The sequence below is a fragment of the Streptomyces sp. SID5643 genome (assembly GCF_009872555.1).
GTDB classification, from domain to species: Bacteria; Actinomycetota; Actinomycetes; order Streptomycetales; family Streptomycetaceae; genus Streptomyces; species Streptomyces iakyrus.
In genome coordinates this window covers 40395-53963 of record NZ_WWIC01000139.1, presented here as the reverse complement: position 1 = coordinate 53963, position 13569 = coordinate 40395, and the positions used below count along the sequence as shown (strand labels likewise).

The 13569-nt window shown below is 68.5% G+C and carries 17 protein-coding genes; 10 read left to right on the top strand and 7 right to left on the bottom strand.

Features of this window, described 5'->3' with window-relative positions:
- Nucleotides 1-469 precede the first annotated feature (469 nt).
- The 10 genes from GTY56_RS17465 (at nt 470) to GTY56_RS17420 (ending at nt 7628) form a co-directional block, all read left to right on the top strand.
- Nucleotides 470-1216, top strand: a complete 747-nt coding sequence (locus GTY56_RS17465) for a hypothetical protein (RefSeq protein WP_161366303.1) — start codon at nt 470-472, stop codon at nt 1214-1216.
- A gap of 17 nt (nt 1217-1233) precedes the next feature.
- Entirely contained in the window at nt 1234-2124 is an 891-nt protein-coding gene (locus tag GTY56_RS17460; protein WP_161366302.1) for a hypothetical protein, read from the top strand.
- On the top strand, nt 2121-3428 hold the full coding sequence (locus GTY56_RS17455; RefSeq protein ID WP_033309077.1) for a TadA family conjugal transfer-associated ATPase: 1308 nt from the start codon (nt 2121-2123) through the stop codon (nt 3426-3428). Before GTY56_RS17460 ends, GTY56_RS17455 begins: the two co-directional genes overlap by 4 nt.
- Nucleotides 3429-3474: 46 nt before the next feature.
- Nucleotides 3475-4425 carry a type II secretion system F family protein gene (locus GTY56_RS17450; protein ID WP_161366326.1) on the top strand — a complete coding sequence of 317 codons (951 nt, stop codon included), beginning with the start codon at nt 3475-3477 and terminating at the stop codon, nt 4423-4425.
- On the top strand, nt 4425-5348 hold the full coding sequence (locus GTY56_RS17445; RefSeq protein ID WP_161366301.1) for a type II secretion system F family protein: 924 nt from the start codon (nt 4425-4427) through the stop codon (nt 5346-5348). Before GTY56_RS17450 ends, GTY56_RS17445 begins: the two co-directional genes overlap by 1 nt.
- Nucleotides 5349-5436: 88 nt before the next feature.
- On the top strand, nt 5437-5688 hold the full coding sequence (locus GTY56_RS17440; protein ID WP_031107180.1) for a hypothetical protein: 252 nt from the start codon (nt 5437-5439) through the stop codon (nt 5686-5688).
- Between the two features lie 47 nt (nt 5689-5735).
- Entirely contained in the window at nt 5736-6197 is a 462-nt protein-coding gene (locus tag GTY56_RS17435) for a TadE family protein (protein ID WP_161366300.1), read from the top strand.
- Nucleotides 6198-6626 carry a TadE/TadG family type IV pilus assembly protein gene (locus GTY56_RS17430; protein WP_161366299.1) on the top strand — a complete coding sequence of 143 codons (429 nt, stop codon included), beginning with the start codon at nt 6198-6200 and terminating at the stop codon, nt 6624-6626.
- On the top strand, nt 6623-7093 hold the full coding sequence (locus GTY56_RS17425; protein ID WP_161366298.1) for a pilus assembly protein TadG-related protein: 471 nt from the start codon (nt 6623-6625) through the stop codon (nt 7091-7093). Before GTY56_RS17430 ends, GTY56_RS17425 begins: the two co-directional genes overlap by 4 nt.
- A 304-nt stretch (nt 7094-7397) precedes the next feature.
- Complete coding sequence (locus GTY56_RS17420; protein WP_161366297.1) at nt 7398-7628, top strand: hypothetical protein; 231 nt, start codon at nt 7398-7400, stop codon at nt 7626-7628.
- 72 nt (nt 7629-7700) lie between these two features.
- Here GTY56_RS17420 and GTY56_RS17415 read toward each other — a convergent pair whose 3' ends face one another.
- The 7 genes from GTY56_RS17415 to GTY56_RS17385 form a co-directional block, all read right to left on the bottom strand.
- Nucleotides 7701-8054, bottom strand: coding sequence for a hypothetical protein (locus tag GTY56_RS17415; RefSeq protein WP_161366296.1), 354 nt, complete (start codon nt 8052-8054; stop codon nt 7701-7703).
- 26 nt (nt 8055-8080) lie between these two features.
- Entirely contained in the window at nt 8081-8686 is a 606-nt protein-coding gene (locus GTY56_RS17410; RefSeq protein WP_161366295.1) for a hypothetical protein, read from the bottom strand.
- Nucleotides 8687-8720: 34 nt separating this feature from the next.
- Nucleotides 8721-9113 (bottom strand): hypothetical protein, encoded by a 393-nt coding sequence (locus GTY56_RS40600; protein ID WP_237524898.1) that lies wholly within the window; start codon nt 9111-9113, stop codon nt 8721-8723.
- A gap of 26 nt (nt 9114-9139) precedes the next feature.
- Nucleotides 9140-10720: a DUF8616 domain-containing protein gene (locus GTY56_RS17400; RefSeq protein ID WP_161366294.1), complete on the bottom strand. Its 1581-nt coding sequence runs from the start codon at nt 10718-10720 to the stop codon at nt 9140-9142.
- Nucleotides 10721-10830: 110 nt separating this feature from the next.
- Nucleotides 10831-11520, bottom strand: a complete 690-nt coding sequence (locus GTY56_RS17395) for a hypothetical protein (protein ID WP_161366293.1) — start codon at nt 11518-11520, stop codon at nt 10831-10833.
- A 35-nt stretch (nt 11521-11555) separates the two neighbouring features.
- Nucleotides 11556-12638: a hypothetical protein gene (locus GTY56_RS17390; RefSeq protein WP_161366292.1), complete on the bottom strand. Its 1083-nt coding sequence runs from the start codon at nt 12636-12638 to the stop codon at nt 11556-11558.
- On the bottom strand, nt 12626-13294 hold the full coding sequence (locus tag GTY56_RS17385; protein ID WP_161366291.1) for a hypothetical protein: 669 nt from the start codon (nt 13292-13294) through the stop codon (nt 12626-12628). Before GTY56_RS17385 ends, GTY56_RS17390 begins: the two co-directional genes overlap by 13 nt.
- Between the last annotated feature and the right edge of the window lie 275 nt (nt 13295-13569).

The following is a 13569-nucleotide window of genomic DNA, read 5'->3' as shown; positions in this document are numbered from 1 at the left end:
TTCGCGACTGCTACAGGTCGCTCGATGACGAGCTCGCGGCTCTCACCCTCACGGGGCATGACCAGGCGACGCCCTCACCTCGACTTCGTGAGTGAATCGTGCAGGCCTGATGGCCGACAGGTGACGAACCAGACCGCCGACCAGGCCTTTTGGGGTCCATGGCGATTCGCTCGCGCACAGGTGCTGACGTCATGTGGGGCTGGTCCCGGCCGGGTTGGACGGGTGCGACGTTGCAGATGGATAACAGGCCGCACCCTGCGGCCCATGGGACCGGACGCGCCTTGAGGGGCTTATGTGCGGCTGATACGGTGCGATGGCTTGACACTCACCCCCAGTGCTGGCTATTCGCCCAGGTCGGGCGGGTGCGTCCGGCCCGTCCCGCGCTTCTCCGTGCGGGTCGACGCGGGTGAAGTGTCCGAATTTGAAGGCACATGACAGACATCTTCTTGGGTGTACGGGGAGCGGTTGCGTGAAGATCCAAGAGCGTACGGGGGCGGGCACAGGTCGTGCTGGCGCTCCGGCTCAGCCGTCGGTCGGCGACCGGCTTCCCACCCCGCCTCGCGAGCGCAAACCGGCACTGGCCGCGCTCGCGGTGCTGCTGATCCTGGTGGGTGCGCTGGGGGCGACCATGCTCGTGCTCCAGGCCGGTGACCGGATCGAGGTCGTCAAGGTGACGGCGCCGATCCCGGCGGGCGGCTCGGTCAACAAGTCGAACTCGACCCCTGTCATGGTCGCCAAGGACGACAGCATTCACTACGTCAAGTGGACCCAACTGCCCGAGCTGCAGAAGCAGAAGCTGAAGGCCGTCAACGCCATCCCCGCCGGAGTCGTCGCCGTCGGCGAGATGTTCGGCAGTGAAGCGGGTGTCGCCGCCGGCAAGGCGACCGTGGGCCTGTCCCTCAAGGCCGGCCAGTACCCGACCGGCATCAAGCAGGGCGACACCGTCGCGGCCTACCGCGTCAGCTCCGCCACCGGCTCGTCCAACGGCAACGGCAACGGCAACTCCTCGTCGTCGGCGTCCAGCAACTCCGTCATCGCCGACAACGCCCGCGTCGCTTACGTCCCGGACCCGAAGGACAGCGGCGACGAAATCGTCGGCAGCACCAACCTGGCGGTCACCCTGACCGTCGACAGCGACAAGGCCGCCGATCTGGCCCAGGCCGCCTCCAACGGCGAGGTCGCTCTCGTCAAGGTCCCCGGCAACTCCGGCAACTAGAAGGCGGCACTCGACCCATGGCGCTCATCGCTCTCGCCGCCGACAAGGGTTCCCCCGGCGTCACCACCGCGGCCGTCGCCCTCGCGGCGGTCTGGCCGCGGCGTGTCCTGCTCGCCGAGGCGGACCCGGCGGGCGGTGACCTCGTCTACCGCAGTGCCGCCGCGCACGGCGGGCCGCTCAACCCCAACACCGGCATGCTCTCCATCGCCGCCACCGCGCGCCGCGGCCTCGTGCCCGACCAGCTCTGGGACCACGTCCAGCCGCTGAGCGGCGGTCTCGAGGTCCTCGTCGGGCTCGGGATCGCCGAACAGGCCGCCGGGCTCGCGGGGTTGTGGCCGACCCTCGGGCACGCCTTCAACTCCCTGGCCGACTCCCCGCACGCCGCGGCCGACGTCATCGCCGACTGCGGACGCATCAGCGGCGACACCCCGGCCGTCGACCTGTTCCCGCACGCCGCGCTCGTGCTGCTCATCTCGCGCACCGAGCCGGAGGCCCTTGCTCGCGTCCGTGACCGGGCCGCCGCCCTCGCCGGCAAGCTGCACGGCGGGTCGCGTGGCGCCGCGAGCCTCGGCACCCCGATGATCGGCGTCGTCCTGATCGCCGACACCGGCACGGCCGGCAAGCTCGCCTCGCAGGTCAACGACATGCTCGTGCACGCCCAGACCGGCGCCCGTGTGGTCGGCACCATCGCCGACGACCCGGCCGGCGCCGACCAGCTGGCCGGCCGCAAGCGCGGCCGTCTCGACAAGTCGCTGCTGATCCGCTCGGCCCGCAAGGTCGCCGCCGACCTCTACCAGCAGTACGGCGCCGCCTGGGCCGCCTCCGCCCAGGCCAACCAGGCACCGCAGGCCCACCACGCCCCGCACGCTCCGGGCCGGATGCAGGGCCACGCGGGGGCCGGCGCATGACCGCTGTCGACCACCAGTTGGTCAAGCGGTTCCGCCAGGACGCCGGCGACCGCATCGCCGAGCAGCGCCGGCAGGACCAGGCCGCGGGCGTCACTCCGATGTCCACGGAGGACGAACGGCAGTACGCCCGGGCCGTCATAGCCCAGATCCTGGAGGAGTACGCCCGCGCCGAGATCAACGCGGGCCGTACGCCGCTGGACGCCGAGACCGAGGAGCAGTACGCGGCCGCCGTGCACGCCGCGCTGTTCGGCGTCGGCCGGCTCCAGCCGCTGCTGGACAACCCGGACGTCGAGAACATCGACATCAACGGCTGCGACCAGGTGTTCATCGGCTACGCCGACGGCCGTGAGGTGCAGGGCGACCCCGTCGCCGAGACCGACGAGGAGCTCATCGAGCTCATCCAGGTGCTCGGCGCGTACTCCGGTCTGTCCTCGCGTCCCTTCGACTCCGCCAACCCGCAGCTCGACCTGCGCCTGCCCGACGGTTCGCGACTGTCGGCCGTCATGGACGTCACCCGGCGGCCCGCCCTGTCCATCCGCCGCGCGCGCATGGGCAAGGTGTTCATCTCCGACCTCGTCGGCAACGGCACCCTGTCGCCCGAGGTCGCCCACTTCCTGGCCTGCGCGGTCCGCGCCCGCAAGAACATCATGATCGCGGGCGCCACCAACGCCGGCAAGACCACGCTCCTGCGGGCCCTCGCCAACGAGATTCCGCCGGGCGAGCGCCTCATCACCGTCGAACGGGCCCTGGAGCTCGGCCTCGACACCTTCCCCGACCTGCACCCCAACGTCGTCGCCTTCGAGGAGCGCCTGCCCAACTCCGAGGGCCAGGGCACCATTTCGATGGCGGAACTGGTGCGACGCTCGCTGCGTATGAACCCCTCCCGCGTCATCGTCGGTGAGGTCCTCGGCGACGAGATCGTCACCATGCTCAACGCGATGTCGCAGGGCAACGACGGCTCGCTGTCCACGATCCACGCCAACAGCTCGCACGAGGTCTTCAACCGCATCTCCACCTACGCGCTCCAGGCGACGGAGCGGCTGCCCATCGAGGCCAGCCAGATGCTGATCGCGGGCGCGGTCAACTTCGTCGTCTTCATCCAGCGGCGCAACAACTTCGGCAACGGCGGCCGCCTCCAGCGCATGGTGACCTCCGTCCGCGAGGTCAACGGCGTCGACGGACGGGTGCTGTCCAGCGAGGTGTTCGCGGAGGCCCCCGACGGCCGGATCGTGCCGCACGCCCCCATAGCCTGCCTGGAGGAACTGATGGCACACGGCTACCAGCCGTCCGGGACCTGGGGGTGAGCCGGGGATGACCACGAACCTCGCGGCAATCGGCTCGCTCGGCTCCATGGGCGGCCTGTTCTCCACCACCGTCCTGTACTCGATAGGGAGCGGCGTCGCCGTCGGCGGCGGCCTCGCCCTCCTCCTCATCGCCGTCCGCGGGCTGCCCGCCAAGCCCGACCACGAGAAGCAGAAGGCCGCCGAGCGGGCGAGTGAACTGCTCCGCTTCGCCGGACAGCGCGGCTCGCTCGCCGCCATCGTCGGCCTGGTCGTCCTCGTCCTCACCCGCTGGGCCGTCGCGGGCATCGCGGCCGGCGTCCTCGTCTTCTTCTGGGACCGGCTGTTCGGCGGCGCCAGTGAGGAGCGGGCGGCCATGCGCCGCGTGGAGGCGCTCGCCTCCTGGACGGAGTCCCTGCGCGACACCATCGCCGGCGCCGTGGGCCTGGAGCAGGCCATCCCGGCCTCCGCCCGCGCCGCGGCCCCTGTCCTGCGCCCCCACCTCGACGCCCTCGTCGACCGGCTGCGCGCCCGCACCCCGCTGCCCGAGGCGCTCCAGCAGCTCGCCGACGAGATCGACGACGCCTCCGCCGACATCATCGTCGCGGCCCTCATCCTCAACGCCCGGCTGCGCGGCCCGGGTCTGCGCCAAGTCCTCGGCGCCCTGGCCAAGTCGGCCCGTGAGGAGGTCGACATGCGTCAGCGGGTCATGGCCCAGCGCGCCTCGACCCGCAGGTCGGTGCAGATCGTCGTCGCGGTCTCCATCGCCTTCGTCCTCGGCCTGTCGATCTTCAACCGCGACTTCGTGGAGCCGTACGGAACGGCCGTCGGCCAGCTCGTCCTGGCCTGTGTCTGCGGCCTGTTCGCGCTCGGCTTCTGGTGGCTGCGCAAGCTGTCCACCATCGAGACGCCCGAGCGCTTCCTGGTCCGTGACGAGGCCTCCGTCCAGTTCGTCCGCCCGAGGACGCCGTCCGGAGCGCAGTCCCAGCAGCGGCTGCCGCAGGAAGAAGGGGCACGCTGATGGACCTCACGATGCCGCTCGTCGTCGGCGCCGTCATCGGCCTGGGCATCTATGCCCTCGTGCGCGCCCTCATGCCCAGCAAGCGCAGCGCGATCTCCCAGGTGGCGCGGATCGACGCGATGCGCGCCCGGGGCTCGGCCTACGAGTCGGCCCGCGTCGAGCGGGAGAAGGGCCGTCTGGGCGCGCTGCGGGCCGAAGTGGGCCTGCGCGTCTCGGAGTTCTACCTCCAGCAGGGCTGGGAGCAGCGCTCGCTGCGTGCGGACCTGGCGGTGCTGGACCGCAGCTGGGAGAAGTTCCTGGCGACGAAGGTGCTGCTGGGCGTGGCCGGCCTGTTCTTCGGCCCGTTCCTGTTCGCCATCGTCTACACGCTGGGCGTCGGCCGGAGCCCGATCATCCCGGTCTGGCTGGCCCTGCTCTTCGCGGTCGTCTTCTTCTTCCTGCCCGACCTGGAGGTACGGCGGGACGCCGCCGAGAAGCGGCGCGACCTGCGGCGCGTGATCGGCGCGTACCTCGACCTGGTGTCGATGAGCCTCGCCGGCGGACGCGGCCTGCCCGAGGCCCTGATGGCGGCTGCCGAGGTCTCCGACGGCTGGGCCAACCAGCGCATCCGCAACGCCCTGTCCGACGCCCGCATCACCGGCGTCAGCCAGTGGCAGGCGCTCGGCGCGCTCGGCGAGGAGATCGGCGTGGAGGAGCTCAAGGATCTCTCCGCCTCCCTGGCCCTGGTGGCGGACGACGGCGCCAAGGTCCGCGAGTCCCTCGCCTCCCGCGCCGAGACCATGCGGCACCGCGAACTCGCCGAGATCGAGGGCAGCGCGGGCGAGAAGTCCCAGTCGATGCTCGTGGCGCAGCTGCTGCTGTGCGCCGGGTTCCTGGTGTTCCTGATCTTTCCGGCGGCGATGCGGGTGTTCCAGGTGCAGTGAGCCGTGCATGAGCCTTGCGGTGAGCTCGCAGTGAGCGACCTTCACAACTCCAGAACTCCGTGACCTGATTTCGAAAGGACAAGACGTCATGAACGGACGCACCTTCCACACCGGCATCCCCGCGGTGGACTTCCTCGTCACCTTCCTCCAGGCCCGCACCGAGCGGGCCCGCTCCGGCGAACTGGACCGCGGTGCCTCCGCGGTCGAGTGGGTCATCATCTCCGCGGTCGTCGTGGCGATCGTCGGTGTCGTGGCCGCCATCATCAACGCCGCGCTGAGTGAGGGCGCCAACAAGGTCGGCGACTGCATCAAGGGCGCGGACGCGGGCAAGACCTGCTGATCGCCCTCGGGAGCGTCAAAAGCATCAGGAGCAACGGGGTTCACGGGATGCCGGCAGAGGTGGGCAGACGGGCACGCCGCTGGGTGCGGGTTGCACGGGAACGTGCGGCCGCCCGCGGCGACTCAGGCATGACCGCGATCGAGTTCGTGCTGCTCACCCCGGTCCTGTTCTTCATGATCTTCGCGACGGTGCAGTTCGCCCTGTACTTCTTCGCGGACCACGTCGCCCAGGCGGCGGCCCAGGCCGGAGCCCGCAAGGCCCGCGCCACGGCCGACGAACAGCCGGGTGCGTGGCGGGGCGAGGCACGGGACGTGGTGGACAGCTACATCCGCCAGCTCGGCCCCCAGCTCGTCCTGTCCCCGGACGTGACGATGGTGCAGCCGGAGCAGAACACGGTGGGCGTGGAGATCGCGGCGAGGGTCCCGACGGTGTTTCCCGGACTGGACCTGACGGTGCACGCGCAGTCGGTGGGGCCGGTCGAGCGGTTCGTACAGGAAGAGGGCAACTGAATGTCCTTCCCTTCCCTCCTCACGGGCCGCCGGCCCGCGGACGACCGTGGCCTGTCCACCGTCGAGGTCGTGATCCTCGCGCCGGTGATGATCCTGTTCATCCTGGTCCTGGTGGCCTTCGGCCAGCTGGTGGACGGCCGCGGGGCGCTCGACGGCGCGGCCCGGGACGCGGCCCGCGCGGGCTCGATCCAGAAGGACCACGCGACGGCCATGGCCGAGGCGAAGAAGGCGGCGGAGGCGAACCTCGCGGACGTCTGCTCGGGCCCGGTGTCCGTCACGCAGACCAGCCAGGGCTTCGAACCGGACACCATCTTCACCGTCGAGGTGAGCTGCCAGGTGCGGGGCCTCGCCATGCTCGGCCTCGACGTCCCGACGACGCTGTCGTCGAGCTTCAGCTCCCCCCTCGACCCGTTCCGGAGGTCGGCGTGAGACACCTCCGGCCCTCCTGGCCGTCCTGGTGGACGGCCCGTGGCGCACATCTGGACGACCGTGGCTCCGGCGCGGGAGCGGTCATCATCTTCACCCTCGTCTTCCTCTCCCTCTCCGCGTTCGTCATCGACGGCGGTCTGTCCATCTCCAAGCGGGAGCGCGCCGCCGACATCGCCGAACAGGCGGCCCGTTACGCCGCCCAGGACATCGACCGCGACGCCCTCTACGAGAACGAGGGCGGCCCCGCGCCGATCAACTTCGAGAACTGCAACGCCCGTGTGAAGGCCTTCGCCCGCGAGATGGACATGACGGGCGCGGACATCGGCGCGACCCACTGCGTGGCGGCGAACGCCGAGCAGGTCGAGGTCGAGGTGCAGCTCACGTACTCCCCGGTCTTCACGGGGATGTTCTACGGCGGTGACGTGGTGGTCCACGGGCAGGCGGTCGCGCAGAACGAGGTCGGCTGAGCCGATCCGGAACATTCGGCGAATCTGCACACCGTTCACCGTGAGGTCGTGGCGGAGTGGGACAGAAACCGAGGCCGGCTCGTTTCCCGCCCCGCGGAACGCATTTCCGTACCGCGACGTGGCAGGAATGTGAAGACGGCGAGGTCCCGGGTGACCAGATGGTCACACCCGTGAATGCGCGCCCGGAAAACCACTCCCGTCCATATCCACGGACTGGGCATTGACTGGCCGCCCCTTCTTCCGGCGTGCTTTGATCAGTCGCGCCCGAGCACTTCGCATTATTGAACGAAGGGAACCGCCTTCCATGGCCTTCACCCCGCAGATCCAGACCGCCCCCATGTCCGACGCCGAGCTGGACACCATCGCCGGCGGCCAGGCGGGCGGTGCTGCCGCGGGTGCCGGCGCCGCAGCCGGTCTCTACGTCGAGACCACGGCCGCCGGCCTCACCGCCGGCGTCGGCGGCGGCGTGGGCCTTGCCGTCTCGCCGCAGGGCATCGCGGCGGACCTGCACCTCAACGCGGCCGTTGCTCACTGACGATCGCATGAAGAGGGCCCCGGGGCTTGCACCCCGGGGCCTTTTTTCGCGTCCGTCTCTCGGAGAGGGGGGCTACTTTCCGCCGCCGTCTCCCTTACTGCCCTTACCGCCCCGCTTGTCCTCGGTCTTCATGGCGTCGTTGACCTTCTTGGCGAGTTCGTCGTCCAGCTTCTTGAACTCGCGCACGACGGCATCGGACATACTCGCCAACGCATCCAGTTGCTGCGTGATGTCCTCGCGCCCGTCCTCCCAGTTGGACTCGAAATCGTCGAGCGCGTCGTTGACGCTGCCGTCGCCGATGTCGTCCTTGTACGACTCGAAGAGCTTCTTGGTGTGATTCAGACGCGTCTTGATGGACCGCAGCCGGCGCCCGTAGCTCTCCAGCTCGGTCAGCGGGAGCGCGAGGTCGCTCTTGCCCTTGGCCATGTTGATTCCCCCAGCAGGTCGGACGGTCAGACGAAGCGGAAGGTACTCGTCACAGCGTCGAAGATGTCATGGAAGGCGTCGGCCAGGTCCAGGACGGGACTGGCCCCTGAGATGAGAACGACCTGGTCGGTGGCTCCCGGCAGGGGGACGTACGTCTGCGTCAGCACCATCCGCAGGGTTCGGGCGTCGCCCTCGGCGACGGGCAGGTCCTCCACGCCGTACGTGCGCGCGGCCGGCCCCACTTCCGGAATCTCGGCAGTCGTCACCTTGCGCCAGGCGTCGCCCTCGCGGCGGGGCGTGATGGAGCGCAGGGTGTCGGCGATGGCGCGGGGGTCTGTGGACAGTGCGACACCCTGCTTGTTCCTCGCTCCGAGGACGGAGACGGTCATGGTCGCGGAGAGGGGGATGCCGTCGAAGTTCTCGGCCATGCAACCCATGTACAGCGCACCGGACTCGTGCGCGTCCTTGGCCATCTTGCGGAGCATGGTGGTCACGTCGGCGCGATAGGGCGCCAGCTCGGGCGTCTCCCGCACCCGCTCGTCGACGAGAGCGCGGATGGTGGCCTCCCGGCCTTCCGGGCGGATGTCGAACTCCCACCAGGATTCCGGAACCGCCAATGAGAAACTGGGCATCAATTCAACCGATCTTTTCTGTTCTGAGTATCTGTCACATGTCGATCCCGAGGTCCTGGGTAGCGATATCGACCAGCCTGGATTCTGGTACCGACGGCGCTTTGTACTCCAAGGCCCTGATGTGTTGGATGAATTCGCCAGGAAGCGCCACGTGATACTTCGCGACGTAGTGGGGGAGATCCTCGCGCCAAATCCAAGTGCCGTCAGTGAAGAGCGATCCGATGCCTGTCAGGGCGGGCGCTTCAGGGTCCAGGATGTCTGGTCCCGCACTCATTTCACTCCAGATTCCCGTGCCGCTTCTGAGGTACTCGAGAATGCTGGTCTCGTCCGGCTCGCCTGAGGGCCTGACGGCATCTTTGATCGAGCCGGTCTCGGCCAGTCCCCAGCCGGGAGACAGTTCGGAGAAGAATCCTACGGGGCGGATCATCGAAACTCCTTGTCGTGCCGCCGACTTCAGGCCATGGGAAGGAAGGTGAGCCACACTCCGCCGTCCCTGATGTGTGGTGTGAAGGGGCCCTCGCCGAAGCTGGGCACACCGACTGCGTTGGTAGGAGCCTTGACGGGGACCCCCAGGGAGTTTGCCATCTCCTGGATTACTTGCGGCTGAGCAGCTCCGGAATGGCAGGTGAGCATCCTGATGGATTCGCCGTTGTAGCCTGGTATTCGGTTGATTGTATCAAGGACATGGTTCGGGTTAACGGTGTGACCACCTGCCCGCAGCCCCGCCCTGTTCGCCTCGCCGGCGAGCATGCGTCCGTCTCTCGTTCCGTGAATAATCACGTCCTGGTAGCCGGGAAGCCGTTCCGCGACATCGAAGTTCCTGAGGGTGGCCGGGTCGTACCCAATGGCAGTCGCACCTTCCCTGTGGTAGATGGGGATGTCCGAGGGCAGGGCATCGTCCGCTGCCCTGGTAGGGGGACTCACATGAGGCGATTCTGCTTTCCACCATCGGCTCTTTCCCATCATGCTGAACGTCAGGAAACGCACGTCCCGCAGCGCACGAACGCTGTTCCCGATATTCTTCAAGCCGCCGCCAATACCGCCAAGGAAACCGGCACCCAGGGCCTTGAGGCCTCCCGCCTTCCAGAGCTTTCCGAGCTTGGCGAGGCTGGTGAAGCCCTTTGCAGCGGGTATGCAGTCCAGGGCCGCCCATAGGAGATCACCCCAGCCCGCTTGGCCTTTGGCGACCTTTCTCATCGTGTCGGCGAGTACGACGAGGGCCGCGGCGAAGACGAGCCAGCCGAGCGGGCCGCCAATGATCATCACGATGATGCCGACGACGGTCACGACCCACTTGCAGACCGTGACGATCTCGTCCCAGTTGTCGGTGACCCAGTCGCCGATCTCCTCCCACCAGTGGCGGTTGGGAATGCCGGCGTCGGAAGCCTCCTGCAGTTTTGTGACGGTCCGGCGGGCCGCCTCCTCGCGCAGCCGCCGTGCCTGGCCGGCGAGCTTCTTGGCCGCGTCGAGGGCGCTCTGGGCGGCCTGCACGTCCTGCTCGGCCGCGTCCTGCCGGGCCTTGGCGTGCTGCGCGTTACGGGTGGCGCGGCGGACCTCGGACTCGTCCGGCTTCGGGACGTCCTTGCCGCCGTTCTTCGACGGGTCGTACGAGTCGGTCTTCTCGGTCGCCGTCCGGACCCAGTCGTTGGCACCGGACAGGGCGGTCTGCGCGGTGGTGAGTTCGGCGCGTGCCTTCCGGCCGTCCCGCAGGGCCTTGTCGGCCTTGTCCTGTGCGGTCTCCAGGTCCGGCCAGAAGGAGGCGAGGGCATCGCCGGCCAGGTCGTACGACTTCTTCAGCTTCCGCAGCTTCTTGGGTGCGTCCGCGAACTCCTCCGCGAACACATCCGCCGTCCTGCCCGCCCAGGAGAGGATCTCGTCCTCCTTGGCGATGCCCTTCAGGTCGCGCAGGGCATCGGCGACATCATCGGCGAAGTCGTGCAGGGTACCCGCGAGTTTGCGGATTCGCTGCGGGTCGCCCGGGGTCGGGTCGCCGTCCAGGTCGAGTATGTGCCAGTCCGTCGCCCTGTTCGACACGTGTTTCCCCCGTAACAGCTGCAACCTCTGCTTGACAGCGCGTGTCGAAGTTATCGCACATCACGAGGCCGGCGTGAGAAGGAGTCGGAGGAGAGCAACTGGAGAGGAACTCATCCTGGACGACTCCGACCTGCTCGACCCAGCAGAGCGACCATCCCCCGGGCACCGTGCGGCGAGCTCGTCAGCCTTACCCACGAGCCGTCCCGGAACGAGACCTTGAAGTCGGACTCGTCCATGCTGAACCGCTTGATCTCCGCGCCGGTGATCTCGCTTCGCGGCACCGACCACAGGATGGCCTCAGATGACGGGGCCTTCTCGCCACCACCCCAGGAAAGGTGCCGGCTGCCCCGCGCCGTGTCCTCGTACGACCAGATGCGCACCAGCCCGTCCGGCTCCGCCACTTCGATCTCGGTCATCGTGCGCCAGGACCGCCGGGAGGGGTCGAGCTGCCACGGCAGCGTACGGGCCGTCTCGCCTTCGCCCGCCCACATGACGGGGAAGTCGTCGACCTCGTTCGCACGATCCTCCAGCTTCCCCCGCTTCTCAGGCGAGACGGGGCTGCCGAGGGCGTCGGCGAGGATGTAGAGGGGCAGCAGCAGGAGGCGGGTGACGACGGTCAGCGTGTAACGGCCGAGCCTGCCGAGGAACCCTCGGACTTTGAAGGGCGGTCGGGCCGGCCAGCCGGGCAGGTCCCGCTCGATGTCGTTGCGTTCGAGGTCGCGGAAGGAGCGCCGCTTCTCCACGGAGGCGGCGGTGCCGCTCGCGAACTCGACCCGGTGACGCCGGGGTTCCTCGATCATGCCCTTCCTTCGCCGTCACGCGCCGCTGAGTTCGCTCAGCGGTTGATCGACTGGATCTCCTGGACGTTCATGTCCTGGGTGGTCTCGAAGGTGCCGTCGGGCAGGTCGCCGCGTGTGCCGTCGGAGCCTTCCCAGGTGATCTTCCAGGTGACGCCGGCCGAGAGCTGGTACGGGGTGCCGTCGGTGGCGCGGAGGTAGCGGATGCCGCACGGCGGGGCCTTGTCGGCGGCGCCCTTGGTGTAGGGGGTGCCGATGGAGCCGTCGTCGTTGATCGCGCAGTCGCCGGAGGCGGGGAAGACCTCGGCGTCCTCGGTGCCCGGGTCGAGGTGGAGGGCGACCGGCTTGGCGGTGGTCTCCGCCCACAGGCCCGTGTTCGGCAGTGCGGCGCGGACCGTGACGTCCTTGAAGGTGCCCTTGTCGAGCCAGACCCAGGTGGGCAGGTTGACCGTCGACTTGGCCTCCGGTTTCAGCTCGACCTCGGTCTCCGGGACCTTGACCTTGTTGTAGGCGTACTCGGCGAGGGTCTTCGGGGTGGGCGCGTTCGGATCGTCCGGGACCTCTCCGGCGTCGACCCAGAACATGATGCGGCCGCAGTCCCACGACTCCGAGGCGTCGGGGTCAGGGGCGACGCCGCGCCAGAAGTAGCCGTCCTTGCCGAGGTTGTAGTCCTTGTAGCCCTCGGCGGAGCTGTTCGTCGCGGCCTTCAGATCGAAGTTGTCGGCCGGTTTGCCGTCCCGGTAGTGGTCGGTCCACAGGCCTTTGCCGAACCACGACTCGTGGATTCCGACATCGCCGCCGCCGTCCGAGTCCACGAACTTCTTCAACTGCGCCGGGCTGAAGGCCGGCTCGTACCAGCAGGCCGGCGGCTTCCAGTTGGGATCTACCGTGCCGAGGTTGCCTTCCTTGCCGCCGCCGTCTCCACCACTCGGGTACGTGACTTGGATGTTGGAGACCGAGGCAGACAGACCTCCCTTGCCGTCGCTTCCGCCTTGCGGAGGCGGTGCCGCTTCGCCGCCGACCGGTTTGTCGGCGTGAGCCGTACCGGCGGTCCACAGGACGCAACCAGCCGCCAGCCCCACGACCAGCTTCGTCCGCCGGGACGCGGTCACCCACGGCATTCCGCTGCCTTCCCCTCGACGGTGACGCGCTGGGCTCGCCACACCGGGTTGTCCTTCACAGACGTCATGAGGAGGGTGAACTTCTGGTAGCTGGCCAGGCTTTCCTTCGTGCGGTGGACCTTCTCGCTCTTGACTTCCTTGCCGAAGACCTTGGACTGGTCCTCACAGAAGGTGACGCTGACGGTCTTGACCTTCTCGGACTCGTCGCCAGGGTTGATTGCGGCGTCGTAGTACCGGTCCCTGCCCGTCAGCGTCCAGCCGCCGTCCACGTACTCCTTGATCTGCGAGTGGGCGTACTGGGCCGCCTGGCCTGACGAATAGAACTGGAAGGCGGGATCGTTCGGGTCCTGTTTCGTGATGCCGTGGTTCAGCGCGCGGATGTAATTCGTGGCGTCCTCAAGGGCTGCCGCGCTGTTCTGGTCCGATGGCTTCTCGAAGTCGAAGACCAGATCCAGGTCCTTCGGAACACTCACGTCAGGCCGCTCAACATCGGTCGACGCCGGGCCGGAGGCCGAAGCGGAAGGACTGCCGGCCCCCTTGTCCGCTCCCTCGATGTCGTCCGACGCGTCGTTGCCGCCCCCGCCGCAGGCGGTGAGCAGCAGGGCCGCTGCCGCAGTGAGCGCGGCGGCTGTCGTCTTCAGAGCGCGGCGAGCCACTGGCGGATCTCCCCCGTTGTTTCGATCGTCGTTCCGCGTGTGCGGTAGAGAACGAAGCTATCAGGGGAGGGTGAAGGGGCCTTGATAAGCAGTGGTTGATTGCGTGGGGATAGTGAAAGCCCTGCGTGGCACATGCGAAGATGACGTGCCCGGTTGCCCGGTCCCGGAGTGAACTCCCGTGACGTCAGGGGCAAATCGGACTTCGGTGGGGATCCTGCGATCCGCCCTTCGACGCCCTCCGTAGGAGTCCATAAGATCTCTGTAGGCTCAGCACA

What these genes read in the sequence shown, in the direction of transcription:
- GTY56_RS17460 (WP_161366302.1), top strand. Translation starts at nt 1,234, where the DNA reads ATGGCGCTCATCGCTCTCGCCGCCGACAAGGGTTCCCCCGGCGTCACC.
- GTY56_RS17455 (WP_033309077.1), top strand. Translation starts at nt 2,121, where the DNA reads ATGACCGCTGTCGACCACCAGTTGGTCAAGCGGTTCCGCCAGGACGCC.
- GTY56_RS17450 (WP_161366326.1), top strand. Translation starts at nt 3,475, where the DNA reads ATGGGCGGCCTGTTCTCCACCACCGTCCTGTACTCGATAGGGAGCGGC.
- GTY56_RS17445 (WP_161366301.1), top strand. Translation starts at nt 4,425, where the DNA reads ATGGACCTCACGATGCCGCTCGTCGTCGGCGCCGTCATCGGCCTGGGC.
- GTY56_RS17440 (WP_031107180.1), top strand. Translation starts at nt 5,437, where the DNA reads ATGAACGGACGCACCTTCCACACCGGCATCCCCGCGGTGGACTTCCTC.
- GTY56_RS17435 (WP_161366300.1), top strand. Translation starts at nt 5,736, where the DNA reads ATGCCGGCAGAGGTGGGCAGACGGGCACGCCGCTGGGTGCGGGTTGCA.
- GTY56_RS17430 (WP_161366299.1), top strand. Translation starts at nt 6,198, where the DNA reads ATGTCCTTCCCTTCCCTCCTCACGGGCCGCCGGCCCGCGGACGACCGT.
- GTY56_RS17420 (WP_161366297.1), top strand. Translation starts at nt 7,398, where the DNA reads ATGGCCTTCACCCCGCAGATCCAGACCGCCCCCATGTCCGACGCCGAG.
- GTY56_RS17415 (WP_161366296.1), bottom strand. Translation starts at nt 8,054, where the DNA reads ATGGCCAAGGGCAAGAGCGACCTCGCGCTCCCGCTGACCGAGCTGGAG.
- GTY56_RS17410 (WP_161366295.1), bottom strand. Translation starts at nt 8,686, where the DNA reads ATGCCCAGTTTCTCATTGGCGGTTCCGGAATCCTGGTGGGAGTTCGAC.
- GTY56_RS40600 (WP_237524898.1), bottom strand. Translation starts at nt 9,113, where the DNA reads ATGATCCGCCCCGTAGGATTCTTCTCCGAACTGTCTCCCGGCTGGGGA.
- GTY56_RS17395 (WP_161366293.1), bottom strand. Translation starts at nt 11,520, where the DNA reads ATGATCGAGGAACCCCGGCGTCACCGGGTCGAGTTCGCGAGCGGCACC.
- GTY56_RS17390 (WP_161366292.1), bottom strand. Translation starts at nt 12,638, where the DNA reads ATGCCGTGGGTGACCGCGTCCCGGCGGACGAAGCTGGTCGTGGGGCTG.